Below are 19,459 nucleotides of genomic sequence, written 5' to 3'. Positions count from 1 at the left end.
GCAAGACAGTAGCGGAGATATAACAATGACAATGATTAAAAAGCTTCTGACATCAGCCGTGGCAACCGCGATGATGGTGGGCGGCGCCCAGGCGGAAATTTCCAATGACACCGTGAAGATTGGCTACCTGGCGGACATGTCCGGTACCTACCGGGACCTGGCCGGCCCCAATGGTCTGGCCGCCCTGGAAATGGCCATCGCCGATTTCGGTGGCAAGGTGAACGGCGCCAAAATTGAGGTGGTAAGCGCCGATGACCGGAACAGCCCGGATGTGGCTTCCAGCACGGTTCGCCGTTGGCTGGAGAACGAAAACGTCGACATGGTGGCCGGCCTCGTTGCGTCCTCGGTTTCCATTGCCGTCAGTGACATTCTCCAGGAGAACGACAAACTCGGCATTGTTTCCGGTTCCGCGGCCTCCAGTATCACCAATGAGCACTGCACGCCCAACCACATCCACTATGTGTACGACACTTACCCGCTGGCAAACGGTACCGCCAGTGCGGTGGTAAAAGAGGGTGGAAAAACCTGGTATATCCTCACCGCGGATTACGCCTTCGGTCATGCCCTTGAAGGCGACGTCAGACGTGTGGTTGAGGCCAACGGCGGCGAGATCATCGGTACCCTGCGCCATCCGTTCCCGACACCTGATTTCTCCTCGTTCATCCTGCAGGCCCAGGCATCTGGCGCGGATGTGGTTGCCCTGGCAAACGCCGGTTCGGATACCACCAACGCCATCAACACCGCCAGTGAATTCGGCGTGACCCAGTCCGGCCAGACACTTGCCGCTCTGCTGCTGTTCCTGACGGACGTACACGCGCTGGGCGTCGAAGCCGCTCAGGGAATTCAACTGACAACCGGCTGGTACTGGGACATGAACGAGGAAACCCGCGCCTGGGCCGATCGCTTCATGGAAAAAACCGGCGTTCGCCCGACCATGGTTCACGCCGGCATCTACTCCAGCACCATGCAGTACCTGAAAGCGGTGGATGCGACTGACTCCGACGCTGCCCAGGTTGTGCGCAAGCAAATGATGGAGACGCCGATCAACGACATGTTCGCCAAGAACGGCCGCATTCGTGAGGACGGCCGCATGGTGCACGACATGTACCTGGCCGAAGTCAAGACCCCGGCCGAGTCCAAGGGCGAGTGGGACCTGTACGACATCGTCCGCACCATCCCGGCGGAAGAGGCTTTCCGTCCGCTTTCCGAGAGCAAGTGCCCGCTGGTGACCAGCAAATAACGCATAGAAAGAAGATGGTAATCCTCGGGGCCCCTTCCCGTCGGGAAGGGTCGCCCCGGGAACTCGCAACGATGCTTCCCGGTACCACGTTTGCGCTGCTTTTGGAGTGAGCAACATGTCCATGATTTTTGGCGTCCCCCTTGCTGTGCTGGCTGGCCAGCTGCTGATCGGGGTCATTAATGGCGCGTTTTATGCGCTCCTGAGCCTCGGGCTGGCGGTTATATTCGGCCTGCTCAAGATCATCAATTTTGCCCATGGCGCGATGTACATGCTGGGCGCCATGTCCACGGTCATCCTTTTTGATGCGCTGGGTATCAATTACTGGGTCGCACTTTTCGTCGCGCCACTTCTGGTCGGTGCATTTGGTGTGGTGATCGAATACTTTCTGCTGCGCAGGATTGCGGGCCAGGATCATATCTACAGCCTCCTGCTCACCTTTGGTGTGGCGTTGCTTATCGGGGGGGTGTTAACGAACATCTACGGAGTATCCGGGCTCCGTTATTCCATGCCTGACGTTTTCCAGGGGGGAATGAAGCTTGGCTTCATGTTCCTTCCCTATTACCGGGTCTGGGTGATCGTGCTTGCGTTGCTGATCTGTTTCGGCACCTGGTTCATGATCGAGAAAACCAAGCTCGGGGCTTATCTGCGGGCCGGAACGGAAGATTCACAGCTGATGCAGGGCTTCGGCATCAACGTGCCGTTGCTGATCAGCCTTACCTATGGCTTTGGCGTAATGCTGGCAGCGTTCGCCGGCGTTCTCGCGGCGCCCATCTATTCGGTCACGCCGGTAATGGGATCGCACATTCTGATAACCGTGTTTGCGGTGGTGGTGATTGGTGGTATGGGCTCGATTGGCGGCGCCATTATCACCGGTATTCTAATGGGTGTGATTGAGGGGCTTACCAAGACCTTCTATCCGCCGGCGTCCTCCGCGGTGATCTTCCTGGTCATGGTGGTCGTCCTGATGTTCCGCCCCAGTGGCCTGTTTGGAAAGGAGGCGTAACCATGACTCAGCCAGTCAACCAAGCCGAGATCCAGAAGGCCATCCTGGAACAGCAAAATGCGGACAACCGGAAAAAAATGATACTCAACGGTGTGCTTCTGCTGCTTCTGCTTGCAGCCCCGTTTGCCATGTACCCGGTGTTCCTGATGAAGATCCTGTGTTTCGCCCTGTTTGCCGTGGCGTTCAACCTGCTGTTCGGGTTTACCGGGCTGCTGTCCTTTGGCCATGCCGCCTTCCTGGCAACCGGCAGTTATACAACCGGCTATCTGCTAAGCAACTATTCCGGCCTGACGACCGAGCTGGGCATCATTGCCGGCACCGCTGTTGCCACCGCCCTGGGCCTGGCGTTCGCGCTGCTGTCCATTCGCCGGCAGGGTATCTACTTTGCGATGGTCACCCTGGCGCTGTCACAACTGGTGTTCTTTTTCTTTGTCCAGTCGGAGTTCACCGGTGGCGAGGATGGAATGCACGGCATTCCGCGCGGCAAACTGTTCGGCCTGATCAATCTCGACGACAACTACAACATGTACTACTTCGTTCTGGCTGTGTTCCTTGGCTGCTATCTGCTGGTCCAGCGAATCGTGAGCAGCCCCTACGGCCAGATCCTCAAAGCGATCAAGCAGAACGAGCCCCGGGCGATATCACTGGGCTACAATGTGAATCGCTACAAGGTGCTTGCCTTTGTGATTTCCGCGGCACTGGCAGGCCTTGCCGGCTCCATGAAATCGGTGGTATTCCAGTTGGCGTCGCTGAACGACGCACACTGGCACATGTCCGGTGAAGTCATTCTGATGACCCTGGTTGGCGGGATGGGCACTCTGCTTGGTCCGGTTGTCGGGGCGACCTTTGTGGTCAATATCGAGTATCAGCTGTCCCAGGGCCCGCTTCGGGACTGGGTGGATCCAATTCTTGGTGGTATCTTTGTGCTGACGGTTCTGGCATTCCGCAGCGGTATCGTGGGTGAGATCCAGAAGTTCGTGAAGAAGAACCTGGGGTAATGCCCCTGACAAAAAAGGAAGGTCTGATGCTGAAATCCAAAACGCTTCTTGTTGTCGCTGCCGTGTCAGTGCTGTTCAGCTCTGTGGTATCTGCCCAGTATAAGGACGAATACACCGTATCCACCGTATTGCCATCCGCGTTTCCCTGGGGGCAGGCTGCCGACAAGTGGGTCGAGCTGGTGAAAGAGCGCTCGGACGGGCGGATCAACATGAAGATCTACAGCAACTCCCAGCTGGTTTCGGGTGACCAGACCAAGGAGTTCTCGGCCATGCGGTCCGGGCTGATTGATATGGCGGTTGGCTCGACCATCAACTGGTCGCCCCAGGTGCCTCAGCTCAACCTGTTTTCCCTGCCGTTCCTGATGCCGGATTATGCAGCCATTGATGCGATCACCCAGGGTGACGCCGGAGATGCTATTTTCGAGGCCATCAAGGAGCGTGGTGTGACGCCACTGGCCTGGGGCGAGAATGGCTTCCGGGAACTGTCCAATTCCCAGCGTGTGATTGACGAGCCCGCGGACCTCGATGGCCTGAAGATCCGGGTAGTCGGCTCGCCCCTGTTCCAGGATACCTTCAACGCCCTGGGCGCAAACCCCACGCAGATGAGCTGGGCAGATGCCAAACCCGCGCTTACCACCGGTGCCGTCGACGGGCAGGAAAACCCGCTGTCGGTGTTCGATGTGGCCCGTATTGATCAGGTCGGCCAGAATTACCTCACGCTCTGGCATTACATGGCAGACCCTCTGGTGTTCGCGGTGAGTAACCGCATCTGGAACCAGTTCAGCCCGGAAGACCAGGCGCTGCTTAAGCAGGCTGCCATCGACGCCGGGCAATGGGAGATCGAAAAATCTCGCGCGGAACTGGACGAGACCCTGGAGAAAATCAAGGAGCGCGGTGTGCAGGTTACCGAGTTGACCGATGCACAGCATGATGCCTTTGTGAAAGCCACCAAATCCGTCTACGATACCTGGACGCCCAAAATCGGTGAAGATCTGGTGGACATGGCGAAAGAGGCCGTCGCCAACCGCTCCCGATAAGCCCGTAGTGTTTCCGCGCCCGTCTTTCATGGCGGGCGCCGTTGTTTGATACGGAGCCTTCATGTCTGCCCGCCCTCCGAAGTTCCGCCTGGACGCTTTGCTCGCCTCCCTGGCCCTGATCATCATTTGTGCCATCAGCCTCGGCAACGTGATCGTGCGCTATGCCACCGATGCCTCCTTTGCCTTTACCGAGGAATTCTCGGTGTTCCTGCTGGTTATCCTGACCTTTGCCGGGGCTTCGGTGGCGGCACGCCACAACCAGCACATCCGGATAGAGCTGATTGAACACTACCTGCCACCGGGCCCTAGAAAAGTTGTTTTCGTACTGCAGTGGCTGGCCGGCGTGGTGGTGCTCGGGCTGATGACCTGGTACGGCAGCAAGTTTGCGCTTGAGGAGTACCAATGGCACTCGCTCTCCCCCGGGTTGGGTTTGCCCAACTGGATCTACGTGGTCTGGCTGCCCCTGTTGTCAGCGGCGATTCTGGTCCGGATGACCCAGAACCTGGTGGATCGTCTCAGGGGCAGGGTAGATCCGGAGGTCATCCATGAGTCCTGACCTCTTGCTGATCGGCACCTTCCTGATCGCTTTGCTGCTGGGGGTGCCCGTGGCTATTGCCCTGGGGCTGGGCGGCGTGGTCGGAATTGTGGCCGGTCTGCCAACGGTGATGCTGGGGACCCTGGGTACCAACACCTACAACAGCGTGGCCAAGTACCCGCTGATTGCCATTCCCCTGTTCATTTTCACCGGGCTGATTTTTGAGCGGGCCGGCGTGGCGGCCAGCCTGGTGCGGTTTGCCCAGGCGATTATCGGTCCCCGGCATGGCGGGCTGACAGTCGTCGCCGTGCTGGTGTGTCTGATTATGGGCGGCATGAGTGGCTCCGGGCCGGCGGATGCGGCGGCAGTGGCCATGGTGATGCTACCCAGTATGCGCAAGGCGGGTTACCCACAACCGTTTTCCGCCAGCCTGATTGCCGCGTCCTCCTCTACCGCAATCCTGATTCCTCCCTCCATCGCGCTGATTCTGTATTCCATTGTGGTACCGGGTGTCGACCTACGCGCGCTGTTTGCCGCAGGACTATTCCCGGGTATCCTTGCCGGCCTGTCGCTGCTGGTGCCCGCGCTTTACCTGGCCCGGAGGTACGGCTGGGAAGACCCGAAAGAAGTTGAGCGGCCGGAGTTCTGGCCCAGTTTCAGAGCGGCGATTCCGGCCCTGTTCGCGCCGGTGATCATTCTCGGTGGTTTGCGATCCGGCCTGTTCACTCCGACCGAGGCGGCGGTGGTTGCAGTGGCCTATGGCCTGGCCGTCGGTTGCCTGGTCTATCGCAACCTCAGCCTCAAAGACTTATACACCCTGGCGACGGAGGCAGCCGTTACCTCCGGTGTCGTGATGTTTATCATTGCCCTGGCAGGAATCTTCGCCTGGGCCGGTACTACTCTGGGCACCTTCCAGCATCTGGCCAATGCTCTGCTGTCGCTCTCTGAAAACAGCTGGGTGCTGCTGGGCCTGGTGATGGTGCTGGTGCTGATCGCTGGCATGTTACTGGATGCAGTGTCGATCTACCTGATTCTGACCCCCATCATCATTCCATTGATGAACCACTTCGGCTGGAACCCGGTCTGGTTCGGCATCCTGCTCGCCATGAACATCGCCATTGGCCAGTTCACGCCGCCGGTGGCGGTCAACCTGATGGTGACGACCCGTATCGCCAATATCCGCCTGGAGCATACCCTGGGCTGGGCCGCGATATTTATTGCGGCCATGGCGGTAAGTCTGCTGCTGGTAATGCTGTTCCCGGCCATTGCCCTCTGGCTGCCAGAGCAATTGGGATTTGTTGTCGGGAAGTGGTGAGGCGTTAGTGTCCCTCCTGACGCCTCTTATCCGCCCGGCGCATGACATACCAGGCAACCAGTGCGATCAGCGAAACGGCGACAATGATCAGTGTGGCCAGGGCATTGATCTTGGGCGAAACCCCCATGCGCACCGATGAAAACACCACCATCGGCAAGGTGGTGGCGCCCGGGCCGGACACGAAGCTGGCGATCACCAGGTCATCCAGGGACAGGGTAAAGGCCAGCAGCCAGCCGGAAACCAGCGCCGGGGCAATCACTGGCAGGGTGATCACAAAGAAGGTTTTCAGGGGCGTGCACCCCAGATCCATGGCCGCCTCCTCAATCGAGAGGTCCACTTCCTGTAGCCGGGCCGACACCACCACCGCCACATAGGCACTGCAGAAGGTGGTATGGGCAATCCAGATGGTGGCCATGCCGCGATCCACTGGCCAGCCGATGGTCTGGGCCATCTGTACGAACAGCAGCAACAGCGACAGGCCGGTAATTACCTCCGGCATAACCAGCGGTGCCGTAATCATGCTGGACAGCAGGGTGCGGCCGCGCATGTTCTTGAACCGGGTGATCACGAACGCGCACAGTGTACCCAGGCAGACCGCCATGCTGGCGGCATAGAAGGCAATCCGCAGGCTCATCCACACCGCAGAGAGAATCTGCTCGTCACGGAACAGTTCGCCATACCAGTGCGTGGAGAACCCGGCCCACACCGACACCAGTCGGGAGGCATTGAACGAATACACAATCAGCACGAACATCGGCAGATAGAGGAACAGCAGGCCGAGAACCAGCATGACCTTCGAGAAACTAAACGAACGGGACCTAACCATGCTTTTCCATCTCCCGGGCCTGGAACCTGTGGAACAGCACAATGGGCACCAGCAGCAGCGCCAGCATGACAATCGCCAGGGCAGACGCCACCGGCCAGTCGCGGTTGTTGAAGAACTCCTCCCACAACACCTTGCCGATCATCAGCGTGTCCGGTCCGCCTAGCAGTTCCGGAATCACGAACTCGCCCACCGCCGGGATAAACACCAGCATGGAACCGGCAAGAATACCGGCCTTTGATAATGGCAGGGTAATGGCCCAGAAGGTGGTGAGGCTCCGGCAACCAAGGTCTGATGCCGCCTCCAGCAGGCGCACGTCCAGCTTCACCAGGTTGGTGTAGATGGGCAGCACCATGAATGGCAGGTAGGCGTAGACAATGCCCAGCACCACCGCAAAGTTGGTGTTCAGCATCTTCAAGGGTTCCTCGATCACGCCCAGCCACATCAGGAAGCTATTGAGCAGGCCCTGATTACCGAGGATGCCCATCCAGGCATAGACCCGGATCAGGAACGACGTCCAGGAGGGCAGCATCACCATCAACAGCAACACCAGTTGCCAGTGTTTCGGAGCCCGGGCCATGGCGTAAGCCATGGGGTAGCCGATCAGCAGGCACGCTATGGTTGCCAGGAACGCGGTTTTTACCGAGCCCCAGTAAGCATCGATATACAGGCTGTCGGACAGCAGAAACAGATAGTTCCCGGTATTCACTACCACCGACAGCGTGTTGTCCATCCACCTGAATACCGGCTCGTAAGGGGGAATGGCCATCACCGCCGAGGTCAGGCTGATCTTCAGTACCAGCGCAAAGGGCAGCAGGAAGAACAACAGCAGCCACAGGAAGGGGACGCCAAATACTGCCCTGCGGTTGAACAGCAGCCCACGGATCTGCTCGGTCAGGCGGGCAGGAAGCAGCTTCCGGTTCATGGTCAGTTCCAGAGCAGAATAGGGCTGGAGGCTTCCCAGGAGACAAAGACCCTGTCGCCCCAGGTTGGCCGTTCGCCCCGGCGCTCCACGTTTGCCATGGTCGCCTGAACCCGTTTGCCGCTGGCCAGTTTCACGTAGTAGGAGGTGATGTCGCCCAGGTAGGCAATGTTGTCCACCGTGCCGCAACTCCAGTTGTGGTCGCTATCGGGTTTCTCCGTTGTCAGGTAAATTTTCTCAGGGCGCAGCGCGATCAGCGTGTCCGTGGTTTCCGCCGGTGTGGTTACCCCCCGGTCAATGAATACCGGGGCGTCCAGCAGGCCACTGGTGAGCGTGACGCTGTCGGCCTCGTCTTCGCGGATATTTGCCTCGAAAATGTTCACCGAGCCAATAAACTCTGCCGTCATGCGGCTGTTCGGGCTTTCGTAGATATCAATGGGGGAACCCACCTGAACGATGCGGCCCTGGGCCATGATGGCAATCCGGCTGGCCATGGTCATGGCTTCTTCCTGGTCGTGGGTGACCATCAGGCAGGTGGCGCCGACATTTTCCAGAATTTCCACCAGTTCCAGCTGCATTTCGGTGCGCAGCTTCTTGTCCAGGGCGCCCATTGGCTCGTCCAGCAACAGCAGTTTCGGGCGCTTGGCGAGTGATCGGGCGAGGGCGACGCGCTGCTGCTGGCCGCCAGAAAGCTGGTGGGGTTTGCGTTTGGCGTAAGGCTCCATCTTGACCAGCCTGAGCATGGCCGCCACCCGATCGCGGATTTCATCCTTGCCCAGCTTGTCCTGTTTCAGGCCCAGGGCAATGTTCTGCTCCACCGTCATGTGGGGGAACAGGGCGTAGGACTGGAACATCATGTTGGTGGGCCGAAGGTAGGGCGGCAGGCCGGTAATATCCTGGCCGTCGAGCACAACCGTGCCGGCATTGGGTGCTTCGAAACCTGCCAGCATGCGCAGCAGGGTCGACTTGCCGGAACCGGAACCGCCCAGAAGAGCAAAGATCTCACCCCTGTGGATGTCCAGGTCCACGCTGTCTACGGCGAGCGTGCCATCAAAGCTCTTGGAGATGCCCCGGATGCTGAGTAACACCTCCGCTTGCGCGGAGGTGTGCGTGCCGTTTTCCACCCCTTAACGACCGGACTTCACGTTGGTCCAGGTGCGGGTCATCAGGCGCTGGGCGTCCTGCGGCCGGCCTTCCATGATGTACAGCTTCTTCATCACTTCATCGGTGGGGTAAATGCTGGTGTCCGCCAGAATTTCCGGGGCAACGAATTCGTTGGCCGGCTTGTTGGGGTTGGCGTACCACACGTAGTTGGTGATCTCCGCAATGATCTCCGGGCGCATCAGGAAGTTCATCAGCTTGTGGGCGTTCTCCACATTCGGGGCGCCGGCCGGAATGGTCATCATGTCGAACCACAGAACCGCACCTTCTTTGGGAATGGTGTAGCGGATCACGTTGCCGTTACCGGCTTCCTCGGCGCGGGCAGCGGCCTGCAGGATGTCGCCGGAGTAGCCGGCAGCGACGCACAGGTCACCGTTGGCCAGGTCGCCAATGTAGCGGGAAGAGTGGAAGTAGGTGATGTTCGGACGAACCGCCTTGATCACCTCACCGCCCTTCTTGATGTCGTCGGCGTTGTTGCTGTTCGGGTTCAGGCCGATGTAGGCCATGGCGGCGCGCACCATCTCCTCGCCGGAATCCAGCATGGCAATGCCGCAGCCGCCGGCGGCCAGCTTGCCGGTCACTTCCGGATCAAACACCAGGGCCCAGGAGTCGGTCGGCGCGTCGTCGCCCAGGATTTCCTGGATGCGGCCTTCGTTGTAGCCATAGCCGTTCGTGCCCCAAAGGTAGGGCAGGGAGAACTGGCTGCCCGGATCAACCTTTTCCAGGTCGTCCATCAGATCCGGATTCAGGTTTGCCATGTTCGGCAGCTTGCTGTGATCCAGTGGTACAAAGGCTTTGGCAGAGATCTGCTTGGCGACGTAGTGGTTGGAGGGCACAACCAGATCATAACCGGAGCGGCCGGAGAGCAGCGCGGCTTCGAGGATCTCGTTGCTGTCGTAAACGTCGTAGATCACCTTGATGCCGGTTTCTTCCGTGAACTTCGCCAGGGTGTCCTCAGCGATGTAATCAGACCAATTGTAGACACGCACCTCCTCAGCCGCAGCCGCGGAGAACGCACACAGAGACAACGCAACAGAGGCGGCCAGCGCCTGTGGCTTACACAACTTGAACATTGGATGGTGTCCCTCACTCAAAAGGGATTGATACAAAACGTGCAGGACGCACGCGGTGTTGTGCAGGTCTGCTGAGGGAAGGTCGCCTTCGGGCAACTCCTTTGAGGCTTGTCCTGGAAACGGTGGTGAATATCCGACCGTATTCGCGCGATATTTAGCACGAGAATTTCCGGCACGCCAGAAAATTTTTGGTGCCCGGTATGGGGGCTTGTGCTTATCCCGGCCCGGTCACCACTGTTTGAATTTGTAACCACCTTCCGCCGGCCTCTCCCGGGCCGGTTCCTGGATCGACCGGTCATCATTGAATAAAAAATAGCCAAAACAGGGTGTTAACCGCAAATAACCCGGCCCTCAAGATGTAACGCTCAATGACAGCGTGTATCCCTCCGTAAGCGCCAATTTCCTGACGATTTCAACCGGGTAAATCCGGAACCAGGCCGCACATACCTGAAAATCGCCGCGGTATGATTCGTCGAAATCCGTCAATAAATTGGTGCATACAATGTCATTTCGTGGCAAAAAAATATCAATGCAATGGTTGCTGATGTTACCGGCGGCGGTTCTGCTTTCGGGCTGCGGTCTGGACATCACTAACGACGCGACCACGACAGAGGCGCAATCCCCGAGTGTGACCGAACCGACCGTTCATATTGCCGGTGCGGCCGTGAAAGGTGTTATCCAGCAGGGTCTTGTGGTTGCAAATCGCCTGATCGCGGATAACCAGGGCAACTACGCCCCGCAGCGCCAGGCCGCCAAACCCGTGCGTACGGCTGAGGACGGCAGTTATGAATGGCAGCTTCGGGGCAAGGCCGAAGGTTGGGCCCTGGTAGAGCTCAGCGCGGATAGCAGCACCCGGATGATCTGCGATGTGGTGCCCCAGTGCGACCAGGCCGGCTCGGCACCCGTTGCATTCGGCCAGCCAATGGCCCTGGACAGCGACTTCCGCCTGCGTGGCGCTGGCGACCTGAGCATGGAGACTGTCAACCTCACACCGTTGACACACCTGGCCGTTGCCCTGGCCGAGCGAAGTGGCAACGGGCTGTCGCCAGGCGCACTTGCAGGCGCCTACACGACGGTGGAAGAGTGGTTCGGGCTCCCGGCCGGCGCCCTGCGCCTTACCCCGCCCGACTTGAGCCGGCTTGATGCAATGACCAGTGTTTCCGCTGATGCCATTCAGGTTGCGATCGCGAACGCCGCCTTCCTGGCTCTGGTGAACAGTGATACCCGGTGGAGCTCGATTTCTGATGTTCTGAACAACCTTACCGCCCAGGTCAGTGCCGCCGGCCAGATCAGTGTGGTGGGTGATGCCACCAACATAGCGCTTGCGGACCTTGTTTCTGCGGCAGCGCTGCAGGCCTCCGAGCTGCAGGCCACCACAGACTCCAGCATCATCAGCCAGAAACTGGCGGTGGTTGAAAGCCGCAACGTTCAGCGCTTCAAGACCATTGCCGACGTGAACACGGACAGCACGACCGGAACGGTCGGCGCCATCGAAACTACCCAGCCACCGGTCACGGAGACTGCCCCGGCAGAGACCATTCCCGCTGATGCGGCCCTGCTGAGCTGGACTGCGCCACTGACCCGCGAGAACGGTGACAGTCTCGCCATGGGTGAAATTGCCGGCTTTGAAGTGGTCTACGGTGCCAGCGCCGACACTCTGGATCAGAGCATTGCCATTGGCGATGCCTCGGTCGATCAACTGCTGGTCGATGGGCTCACCCAGGGTACCTGGTACTTCGCCATCCGCACCCTGGATACGGCGGGTAACCGCAGCCGGCTGTCGGAGGTTGTTTACAAGCAGATCTGATCTGGTAAAAAAAGGCAGCGGCACCCGTGTTGGGCGTGCCGCTGCCATGCTGCTATTATGTACCGGTCAGCTCTTCGCGCCGAGTGTACAATGCCCGACTCAGACCGCCTGCAAACCCTTCTGGACGTCATCCCGGATGTCCGCGATGGCCTCACCCGCACCGAACGCATTGTCCTTTACGTACTCCGGGAAACCCAACGGGAACGCAACGGCCGTAACGTCCCCACTGCCATGCTGTACGGGCGGGTGCTGGAGTATGAGGATATGAGTGAGGCGGAGCTTCACCTCTACCTGGACCGGCTCGGCGTGAAAGGGGACGGTTTGTGAGCATTAACATCGACGCCCTTTTTCCCAAGCTGATTAACCTGTTGCTCGATACCGTGTTCGTTGTGGATAAGCTCGGCAACGTTGTGTTTGTCAGTGATGCCTGCCAGCAGTTGCTGGGGTATTCCGCTGCAGAGCTTACCGGCACGCTGGTTCTGGACTACATCCATCCTGACGATCGGGAAGGCACCGTCGCTGCCGCCGGCAAAGTGATGCGGGGCCAGCCCCACACCGATTTCAGGAATCGTTATATTCACAAGGATGGCCGGGTGGTGCATATCCTGTGGTCCGCCCGCTGGTCGGGGGAGGACCAGTTACGGATCGCCGTGGCGCGGGATGTCACGGCTTTGTACCAGGCAGAGCAGACCCGGAACGCGTTGTACCGGATTTCTGAAGCCGCTCATGCGGCAGAAACCCTGCGGGCACTGTGCGATGGTGTGCGTGAGGTGATCAGCGAGCTGTTCCCGAATTCGAGCCTGTACCTGGCGTTTAACGACGCCGAGGAAAACACCCTCAGCGTTCCGGACTGGTCGGTCGACCAGGGGAAGGGCTGGGCAGAGAGCCCCATGGAGCCAGGAACGGCTATTGCCGAGGTGATCGGTACGGGCCGGGTTTTGGTGGCCTCCGGTGATCCGGCTCGCCCGGGCATGGGCCGGATCAACCCGTCAGAGTCGGCAGCCGCCGATTGGCTGGGTGTGCCCCTGATATCCCGGGATGCGGTTCTTGGTGCACTGGTTATTGAAAGCCCGACACCGGGTACGCGCTATGGCGTGGCAGACCAGGAGCTCCTGCAGTTCATGGCGACCCAGCTTGCGATTATGTTTGAGCGCAAGCGGGCGGACGAGCGTCTGCGCTTCCTGGCGCACCATGACCCCCTGACGGGACTGACCAACCGCTCATTGTTCTATGATCGCCTGGAAACGGCCCTTCGATCGGCCAGCCGGAACGAGGGCCGTCTGGCGTTGTTGTACCTTGATCTCAATGACTTCAAAAAGATCAACGACACAGAGGGCCACGAGGCGGGAGACAAGATGCTTATCGAAATGGCCCGCCGGCTGGAGGATTGCACCCGTGACACGGATACGGTCGCCCGCATCGGGGGCGATGAATTCACGGTGCTGCTGAGCGATGTGCATGGCCGTGCTTCCGTCGAGGCAGCCGTCGGCAAGATCCGTGAGTTCATGTCGTTGCCGATGAAGATTGGCGGCAAGACCTTTCATGCCTCATGCAGCATCGGCACCGCGCTTTATCCCGAGGATGGCGCTACTGCCCGGGAGTTGCTGAGCAAGGCCGACGCGAACATGTATCTGGGCAAAAGGCGCTGACCGTTTTTTTGCTCCGGTATCAGGAATTCGGTAAGCAGACCCGCTTGCTCTGGGCCGAGAGCTCTTGCCACTTCGGCTTGTTACTGATTCGGATGTTTTCCAGGTAATCGAAGACGTCTTGAAAGTGCTGCTTGGTGGCGCCCAGCTTCTTGGCTTCATCGCGGTGCATGCCCGACAGGTAAAGCAGAGCCTCGCGCTGATCAGCGCTCTCATCAAGCGTTTCACTGACGACCGCGAGTTGAGACGCGCAGAAAATATGCTTGTTGCGCTTGTTGTAATCGATCTCCTGGGCCTGGCTGTTGAGGCTGAATGCGACCAGAAATACGGCTAGGCCAATGGCTGTTTTCATGGGGTGTGACTCCCTGGAAAGACAGTGAATGTAAGGTAAATGGCTAGCTATGAACCTTACATGCTCTAAACGCGTTCCTCTATGACTTTTCTGTCACGCGTTAACTGCCCGCCTTTGCCTGCCAATGCACCCATCGCCAACGCATACGGTATATGCCTATCTTGCAAAACGCGCAGAAAAACCGGATAAAGGAGCGGTAAAATGCCCTGTGCCGGCCCCTCGCCACAGGCCTGTGTCAGTTTTGGAAGGCTTTTCCTATGGGTTCTGGTTTTGTGAGCGCTGATGCGTTCCTTCAGGCGCACCCCGAGTTGCAGTTTGTTGATCTGCTGATTCCGGATATGAATGGCATTGTTCGCGGCAAGCGGGTGGACCCGTCCACGCTGCTCAAGGTATTTGAGCGCGGCGTTGCCATGCCGGCCTCCATTTTTGCCCTGAACATCCAGGGTACCACCGTGGAAGAAACCGGCCTGGGCCTGGATATCGGCGAAGCCGACCGGGTGTGCCTGCCCATTGAGGGCACCCTCACGATGGAGCCCTGGCAGAAGCGCCCTACCGGGCAACTGTTGCTGACCATGTATGAGCTGGATCGCGAGACACCGTTTTTTGCCGATCCACGGGTGGTATTGCAGAACATCGTCAGGCGTTTTGAGGAACTGGGGCTGACGCCGGTTGCCGCCTTTGAGCTGGAGTTTTACCTGATCGATCAGGAGAACCTGGCAGGCCGGCCCCAGCCGCCCAAGTCGCCCATTTCCGGCAAGCGTCCGGCGGGTACCCAGGCCTATTCCATTGATGATCTGGATGAGTACGCTGAATTCCTGGCAGATGTGCTAGATGCGGCCCATGAGCAGGAATTGCCGGCCGATGCCCTGGTGGCGGAATCTGCTCCCGGCCAGTTTGAGGTCAACCTGCATTACGTGGACGACGCCGTGCGCGCCTGTGACCACGCCACTCTGCTCAAGCGCCTGATCAAGAACATGGCCTACGATCACGAGATGGACACCACCTTCATGGCCAAGCCCTATCACAATCAGGCCGGCAGCGGCATGCACCTGCATGTGAGTCTGGTAGACGGGAACGGGCACAATATCTTCGCCGGCGATGCCGAGCAGCCCAACGACATGTTGCGCTGGGCGATAGGCGGGCTGGTTGCCACCATGAACGACGCCATGGGGCTCTTCTGCCCCAACATCAATTCCTACCGCCGGTTCAGCCCGGAGTATTACGTACCCAGTGCGGCGACCTGGGGGGTGGACAACCGTACGGCCTCCTTGCGGCTGCCGGGCGGCGACCCAGAAGCGCTGCGCATTGAACACCGCGTAGCCGGTGCCGATGCCAACCCCTACCTGTTGATGGCCGCCGTGCTGGCCGGCATTCATTACGGCATTTCCAACAGGATCGAGCCGCCACCTGTCACTGTGGGCAATGCCCATGAGCAGCACGAGGCAACACTGGTGAACAACCTGCGGGATGCCCTGCGGGAGCTGGGGCAGTCAACCGTGATGGCGGATTATCTCGGCAGCCAGTTCCTGGATGTGTTCGTGGCCTGCAAGGAGCACGAGCTGAACGAGTTCGAGATGACCATCTCGGATCTGGAATACCTGTGGTATCTGCACACCGTGTAAACGGTTAAGCCGTAGTGATCAACGGCGCCCGCGAGGCGCCGTTTCATTTTGGGGGCTATTCAAGTACCAGCCAGGTGGCCTTGACTTCGGTGTACTTGTCGAAAGCGTGCAGGGACTTGTCGCGGCCGTTGCCGGATTGCTTGAAGCCGCCGAAGGGGGCGGTCATGTCTCCGCCGTCGTAATGGTTGATCCACACGCTGCCAGCCCGCAACGCCTTGGCAACCTTGTGGGCGGTGTTGATGTTGGAGGTCCACACCGCCGCTGCCAGGCCATAGATGGAGTCGTTGGCAATGGCGACAGCTTCCTCGGCGGTGCTGAACCCGATGACCGATAGCACCGGCCCGAAGATTTCCTCCGAGGCAATGCGCATGCGGTTGTTTACCCCATCAAACACCGTGGGCTGAACGAACAGCCCGCCGGTCTCTTCCATTACCCGCTTGCCGCCCTCTACCAGAGTTGCCCCTTCCGACTGGCCGATGCCAATGTACTCGATGATGCGATCCAGTTGGGCCTGGTCAACAATGGCGCCGCAGGTTGTGGCAGGGTCGAGGGGATGGCCGGGGCGCCAGGTTTTCAGGGCCTCGCGGATCAGGCCGATGAACTCGGTGCGGATGGTTTCCTGCACCAGCAGCCGGCTGCCGGCGGTGCAGACTTCGCCCTGGTTGAAGGCAATGGCGCTGGCGGCCTCGGCGGCGGCTTTTTTCAGGTCCGGCGCATCGGCGAAGACGATGTTCGGGCTCTTGCCGCCCGCCTCCAGCCACACCCGTTTCATATTCGACTGGCCAGCGCAGATCATCAGCTGTTTGGCGACATTGGTGGAGCCGGTGAACACCAGGCAGTCGACATCCATATGCAGGGCGAGGGCCTTGCCCACGGTGTGGCCATAGCCGGGCAGCACGTTGAATACGCCATCGGGAATACCCGCTTCTTTTGCCAGGGCCGCCAGGCGTATGGCGGTGAGCGGAGATTTCTCGGAGGGTTTCAGAATCACCGAATTACCGGTGGCCAGGGCCGGGGCAATCTTCCAGGCCGCCATGATCATCGGGAAGTTCCAGGGCACAATGGCCGCCACAACGCCGATAGGCTCCCGGGAGATCATGCCGATCTGGTCGTGGGGTGTGGCCGCCAGTTCGCCATACACCTTGTCGATGGCCTCGGCAGTCCAGCGGGTGGCGCGCGCGGTGGCCGGCACATCCACGGTGCGGGCATGGCGAATGGGCTTGCCCATATCCAGGGTTTCCAGCAGGGCCAGTTCGTCGCCGTGGGCCTCGATCAGATCGGCGAAACGGAGCAGAACGGCCTTGCGTTTGGTGGGCGCCAGGTGGCTCCACACGCCGCTATCAAAAGCCTTTCTGGCGGCAGCAACCGCCAGGTCTGCGTCGGACTGGTCGCAACTGGCAACGCGGGCAAGTTCACGCCCGTCCACCGGGCTGATGCAAGCAAAGGTTTCACCGCTGCTGGCCCCTTGATAGCCGCCATCCAGCCAGGCCCGGCCTTCCAGCGTGAGCTGACTGGCCAGAGCTTGCCAGCCAGTCTGATCGGTGGGTGTGTGGGAAGGTTTGGAATGATTCATGGCCGTCTCGCAGGCAAGGGAATGGACTCATCATAGCAGCAGTTTTGCCGGCAATCGCGGCCTCCAGTATAGGTAGAAGAACGTGTCTTCCCGAATGCCGGGGCCTGGCATAGACTGGCCTCGGCGGCGTCTGTTGCGGCCGCTTCCGGCACGTTCCGTTATCCTTCATGGCGCCACTTTATGACCCAGCACCCCACGGTTCCCTCCTATTACGCCGCGTCCGCCAATCGGGCGCCGCTTCGGCCAGCGCTGAAAGGCCAGAGCAGCGCGGATGTATGCGTTGTGGGTGCCGGTTACACCGGGCTGTCCACGGCGCTGTTTCTGGCGGAGGCAGGCTTCCGGGTGGTGTTACTGGAAGCGGCGACCGTGGGTTGGGGTGCTTCCGGCCGCAACGGCGGCCAGATCGTCAACAGCTTCAGCCGGGACCTGGACACGATCGAGCGCCAGACCACGCCGGACCACCTGCGCCTGCTGGCGGAGATGGCCTTTGAGGGCAGCCAGATCATCCGCAAGAGGGTGCGGGATTACGGCATAAAATGCGACCTGAAAGAGGGGGGCATTTTCGCTGCCCTGAATACACGCCAACTCCAGCATCTGGAATCCCAGAAGGCCCTATGGCGCCGGTTTGGCCACGACAAGCTGGAACTGCTGGACGGGCACGGCATCGGGGCCCGGGTCGGAACCGATCGTTATGTGGGTGGCGCCATCGATCATACCGGCGGGCACATCCACCCGCTGAACCTGGCTCTCGGCGAAGCGGCGGCGCTGGAATCCCGGGGTGGGGTGATTCACGAACATTCCGAGGTTACCCGGATCGTCCCGGGTGACCCCGCGACGGTCAAGACCCGTGACGGTGAGGTCAGGGCGCAGTTCGTGGTTCTGGCTGGCAATGCCTACCTGGGCGGGCTGGTGCCTGAGCTGGGCGCCAAGTCCATGCCCTGCGGCTCGCAGATTATTGCCACGGAGCGGCTGGATGAAGCGACTGCAAAGCGGCTGTTGCCCGAAGACAATTGCGTGGAAGACTGCAACTACCTGCTGGATTACTTCCGCCTCTCCGGCGACCGACGCCTGATCTACGGCGGCGGTGTGGTCTACGGCGCCCGCGACCCAGCCAACATCGAACGGCTGATTCGCCCTAACATGCTGAAAACCTTTCCCGAGCTGGCCGGCGTGAACATCGACTACGCCTGGACCGGCAACTTCCTGCTCACCCTGTCCCGCCTGCCGCAAATGGGCCGGCTGCAGGACAACGTGTTCTATTCCCAGGGCTGTTCCGGCCACGGCGTTACCTTCACCCACGTAGCGGGCAAGGCGCTGGCCATGGCCATTCAGGGCCAGGCCGAGCGCTTTGATGCCTTCGCCAGCCTGCCGCATTACCCGTTTCCGGGCGGCCGGACCTTCCGGGTACCTTTGACAGCAATGGGAGCCTGGTATTACGCGTTGCGGGACAGGTTGGGGGTTTGAGTCACCGGCGGGCCCTGGAATGACTGTAAATGGATAGTTCGCGTTCATGCCGTTCAGGTTTGGGATCATCGATGGATTCAACGGCTTCGATCTGTGCAATGTATTCGGTCGGTAGACCGTTTTCCCGGGCGCCGATGAGAACGTGGTCTTTGTACCAATGAAAAGGTTTTAATGCCTTATTTAAGTCTTTACCAAAGCAAAGGAGGTTTCCATGCCAGACCACAAAACTGTAATTATTACCGGCGCCAATCGCGGCATCGGCCTGGAGCTTGCCCGGCATTATGCCGCCGAAGGCTGGGCGGTGATCGGCGTTTGTCGGCAATCCTCCAGCGAGCTTGAGGAGGTTGCGGCCAGGATGATCGATGGCGTTGACGTCACGACTGACGCAGGCATCCGGAAGCTCACCGAAGAGCTGGCCGGGCAACCCATTGATCTGCTGATCAACAACGCCGGCCTGCTACAGGATGAAAAGCTGGGCAGCATCGATTTCGATTCCATCCGCACCCAGATGGAGATCAACGCCTACGCGCCGTTGCGGGTGGCCGAAGCGCTGGTCTCGCAAATTCCTTCTGGCGGCAAGATTGCCAATATTACCAGCCGCATGGGCTCGATTGCGGATAACGATTCCGGTGGGCGCTACGGTTACCGTGCTTCAAAAGCGGCATTGAACGCCTTTGGCAAATCCCTCGCCATGGACCTGAAGCCCCGGGGGATTGCGGTGGCGCAGTTGCACCCAGGGTATGTGCAAACCCGCATGGTGAATTTCGGCGGGCTGATCACACCCGAGGAATCAGCCAAGGGCCTGGCGGCCAGGATTGAAGGCCTGAGCCTGGAGAACACCGGCTCCTTCTGGCACAGCAATGGTGAAGAGCTGCCCTGGTAGCGGAC

18 protein-coding genes are annotated in these 19,459 nt (G+C 59.8%); 12 read left to right on the top strand and 6 right to left on the bottom strand.

Annotated features, from left to right (window positions below; all coding sequences use genetic code 11):
* Positions 1-25 precede the first annotated feature (25 nt).
* The 6 genes from msub_RS08910 (at position 26) to msub_RS08885 (ending at position 6,128) form a co-directional block, all read left to right on the top strand.
* The gene (locus tag msub_RS08910) at positions 26-1,240 is read left to right on the top strand and encodes an ABC transporter substrate-binding protein (RefSeq protein WP_048495680.1); all 1,215 of its coding nucleotides are present in this window, start codon (positions 26-28) and stop codon (positions 1,238-1,240) included.
* A 115-nt stretch (positions 1,241-1,355) separates the two neighbouring features.
* Positions 1,356-2,243, top strand: a complete 888-nt coding sequence (locus msub_RS08905; protein WP_048495679.1) for a branched-chain amino acid ABC transporter permease — start codon at positions 1,356-1,358, stop codon at positions 2,241-2,243.
* 2 nt (positions 2,244-2,245) lie between these two features.
* Complete coding sequence (locus msub_RS08900) at positions 2,246-3,241, top strand: branched-chain amino acid ABC transporter permease (protein ID WP_048495678.1); 996 nt, start codon at positions 2,246-2,248, stop codon at positions 3,239-3,241.
* Between the two features lie 26 nt (positions 3,242-3,267).
* Positions 3,268-4,278: a DctP family TRAP transporter solute-binding subunit gene (locus tag msub_RS08895; RefSeq protein ID WP_048497039.1), complete on the top strand. Its 1,011-nt coding sequence runs from the start codon at positions 3,268-3,270 to the stop codon at positions 4,276-4,278.
* A 61-nt stretch (positions 4,279-4,339) separates the two neighbouring features.
* Positions 4,340-4,834 (top strand): TRAP transporter small permease, encoded by a 495-nt coding sequence (locus msub_RS08890; protein WP_048495677.1) that lies wholly within the window; start codon positions 4,340-4,342, stop codon positions 4,832-4,834.
* Positions 4,824-6,128: a TRAP transporter large permease gene (locus tag msub_RS08885; protein ID WP_048495676.1), complete on the top strand. Its 1,305-nt coding sequence runs from the start codon at positions 4,824-4,826 to the stop codon at positions 6,126-6,128. Before msub_RS08890 ends, msub_RS08885 begins: the two co-directional genes overlap by 11 nt.
* A gap of 4 nt (positions 6,129-6,132) precedes the next feature.
* Here the strand turns inward: msub_RS08885 and msub_RS08880 are convergent, their stop codons facing one another.
* The 4 genes from msub_RS08880 to msub_RS08865 are packed head-to-tail and all read right to left on the bottom strand — an operon-like array spanning position 6,133 to position 10,107.
* Positions 6,133-6,954, bottom strand: a complete 822-nt coding sequence (locus msub_RS08880) for an ABC transporter permease subunit (protein WP_048495675.1) — start codon at positions 6,952-6,954, stop codon at positions 6,133-6,135.
* On the bottom strand, positions 6,947-7,876 hold the full coding sequence (locus msub_RS08875; protein ID WP_048495674.1) for an ABC transporter permease subunit: 930 nt from the start codon (positions 7,874-7,876) through the stop codon (positions 6,947-6,949). The genes msub_RS08880 and msub_RS08875 overlap by 8 nt, the downstream gene beginning before the upstream one ends.
* Positions 7,877-7,878: 2 nt before the next feature.
* On the bottom strand, positions 7,879-8,997 hold the full coding sequence (potA, locus tag msub_RS08870; RefSeq protein WP_048495673.1) for a polyamine ABC transporter ATP-binding protein: 1,119 nt from the start codon (positions 8,995-8,997) through the stop codon (positions 7,879-7,881).
* Positions 8,998-9,000: 3 nt separating this feature from the next.
* On the bottom strand, positions 9,001-10,107 hold the full coding sequence (locus msub_RS08865) for a polyamine ABC transporter substrate-binding protein (RefSeq protein ID WP_048495672.1): 1,107 nt from the start codon (positions 10,105-10,107) through the stop codon (positions 9,001-9,003).
* Between the two features lie 529 nt (positions 10,108-10,636).
* Between msub_RS08865 and msub_RS08860 the strand changes: the two genes are divergently transcribed.
* The 3 genes from msub_RS08860 (at position 10,637) to msub_RS08850 (ending at position 13,563) form a co-directional block, all read left to right on the top strand.
* The gene (locus msub_RS08860) at positions 10,637-11,914 is read left to right on the top strand and encodes a hypothetical protein (RefSeq protein ID WP_227506679.1); all 1,278 of its coding nucleotides are present in this window, start codon (positions 10,637-10,639) and stop codon (positions 11,912-11,914) included.
* A gap of 90 nt (positions 11,915-12,004) precedes the next feature.
* Positions 12,005-12,241 (top strand): hypothetical protein, encoded by a 237-nt coding sequence (locus tag msub_RS08855; protein WP_048495671.1) that lies wholly within the window; start codon positions 12,005-12,007, stop codon positions 12,239-12,241.
* A complete protein-coding gene (locus tag msub_RS08850; RefSeq protein ID WP_048495670.1) occupies positions 12,238-13,563 on the top strand; it encodes a sensor domain-containing protein in 1,326 nt (441 codons plus the stop codon). The genes msub_RS08855 and msub_RS08850 overlap by 4 nt, the downstream gene beginning before the upstream one ends.
* A 19-nt stretch (positions 13,564-13,582) precedes the next feature.
* On the opposite strand, the gene msub_RS08845 is transcribed toward msub_RS08850, so the two are convergent.
* Complete coding sequence (locus msub_RS08845) at positions 13,583-13,912, bottom strand: hypothetical protein (protein WP_048495669.1); 330 nt, start codon at positions 13,910-13,912, stop codon at positions 13,583-13,585.
* 257 nt (positions 13,913-14,169) lie between these two features.
* On the opposite strand from msub_RS08845, the gene msub_RS08840 reads away from it, so the two are divergent.
* A complete protein-coding gene (locus msub_RS08840) occupies positions 14,170-15,534 on the top strand; it encodes a glutamine synthetase family protein (RefSeq protein ID WP_048495668.1) in 1,365 nt (454 codons plus the stop codon).
* 55 nt (positions 15,535-15,589) lie between these two features.
* Here the strand turns inward: msub_RS08840 and msub_RS08835 are convergent, their stop codons facing one another.
* Positions 15,590-17,107: an aldehyde dehydrogenase gene (locus msub_RS08835; RefSeq protein WP_048495667.1), complete on the bottom strand. Its 1,518-nt coding sequence runs from the start codon at positions 17,105-17,107 to the stop codon at positions 15,590-15,592.
* A 180-nt stretch (positions 17,108-17,287) separates the two neighbouring features.
* On the opposite strand from msub_RS08835, the gene msub_RS08830 reads away from it, so the two are divergent.
* Together msub_RS08830 and msub_RS08825 are read left to right on the top strand one after the other, a co-directional pair.
* Positions 17,288-18,571, top strand: coding sequence for an NAD(P)/FAD-dependent oxidoreductase (locus tag msub_RS08830; RefSeq protein WP_048495666.1), 1,284 nt, complete (start codon positions 17,288-17,290; stop codon positions 18,569-18,571).
* A 211-nt stretch (positions 18,572-18,782) separates the two neighbouring features.
* On the top strand, positions 18,783-19,454 hold the full coding sequence (locus msub_RS08825; protein WP_048495665.1) for an SDR family oxidoreductase: 672 nt from the start codon (positions 18,783-18,785) through the stop codon (positions 19,452-19,454).
* Positions 19,455-19,459 lie beyond the last annotated feature (5 nt).

The sequence above is a fragment of the Marinobacter subterrani genome (genome assembly GCF_001045555.1).
GTDB lineage: Bacteria > Pseudomonadota > Gammaproteobacteria > Pseudomonadales > Oleiphilaceae > Marinobacter > Marinobacter subterrani.
Note: the sequence above shows the minus strand (reverse complement) of the source record. Positions and strands in the feature narration are given on the sequence as shown.

What these genes read in the sequence shown, in the direction of transcription:
- msub_RS08830 (WP_048495666.1), top strand. Translation starts at nt 17,288, where the DNA reads ATGACCCAGCACCCCACGGTTCCCTCCTATTACGCCGCGTCCGCCAAT.
- msub_RS08895 (WP_048497039.1), top strand. Translation starts at nt 3,268, where the DNA reads ATGCTGAAATCCAAAACGCTTCTTGTTGTCGCTGCCGTGTCAGTGCTG.
- msub_RS08855 (WP_048495671.1), top strand. Translation starts at nt 12,005, where the DNA reads ATGCCCGACTCAGACCGCCTGCAAACCCTTCTGGACGTCATCCCGGAT.
- msub_RS08835 (WP_048495667.1), bottom strand. Translation starts at nt 17,107, where the DNA reads ATGAATCATTCCAAACCTTCCCACACACCCACCGATCAGACTGGCTGG.
- msub_RS08860 (WP_227506679.1), top strand. Translation starts at nt 10,637, where the DNA reads ATGCAATGGTTGCTGATGTTACCGGCGGCGGTTCTGCTTTCGGGCTGC.
- msub_RS08905 (WP_048495679.1), top strand. Translation starts at nt 1,356, where the DNA reads ATGTCCATGATTTTTGGCGTCCCCCTTGCTGTGCTGGCTGGCCAGCTG.
- msub_RS08825 (WP_048495665.1), top strand. Translation starts at nt 18,783, where the DNA reads ATGCCAGACCACAAAACTGTAATTATTACCGGCGCCAATCGCGGCATC.
- msub_RS08845 (WP_048495669.1), bottom strand. Translation starts at nt 13,912, where the DNA reads ATGAAAACAGCCATTGGCCTAGCCGTATTTCTGGTCGCATTCAGCCTC.
- msub_RS08875 (WP_048495674.1), bottom strand. Translation starts at nt 7,876, where the DNA reads ATGAACCGGAAGCTGCTTCCTGCCCGCCTGACCGAGCAGATCCGTGGG.
- msub_RS08880 (WP_048495675.1), bottom strand. Translation starts at nt 6,954, where the DNA reads ATGGTTAGGTCCCGTTCGTTTAGTTTCTCGAAGGTCATGCTGGTTCTC.
- msub_RS08865 (WP_048495672.1), bottom strand. Translation starts at nt 10,107, where the DNA reads ATGTTCAAGTTGTGTAAGCCACAGGCGCTGGCCGCCTCTGTTGCGTTG.
- msub_RS08890 (WP_048495677.1), top strand. Translation starts at nt 4,340, where the DNA reads ATGTCTGCCCGCCCTCCGAAGTTCCGCCTGGACGCTTTGCTCGCCTCC.
- msub_RS08885 (WP_048495676.1), top strand. Translation starts at nt 4,824, where the DNA reads ATGAGTCCTGACCTCTTGCTGATCGGCACCTTCCTGATCGCTTTGCTG.
- msub_RS08840 (WP_048495668.1), top strand. Translation starts at nt 14,170, where the DNA reads ATGGGTTCTGGTTTTGTGAGCGCTGATGCGTTCCTTCAGGCGCACCCC.
- msub_RS08910 (WP_048495680.1), top strand. Translation starts at nt 26, where the DNA reads ATGACAATGATTAAAAAGCTTCTGACATCAGCCGTGGCAACCGCGATG.
- msub_RS08900 (WP_048495678.1), top strand. Translation starts at nt 2,246, where the DNA reads ATGACTCAGCCAGTCAACCAAGCCGAGATCCAGAAGGCCATCCTGGAA.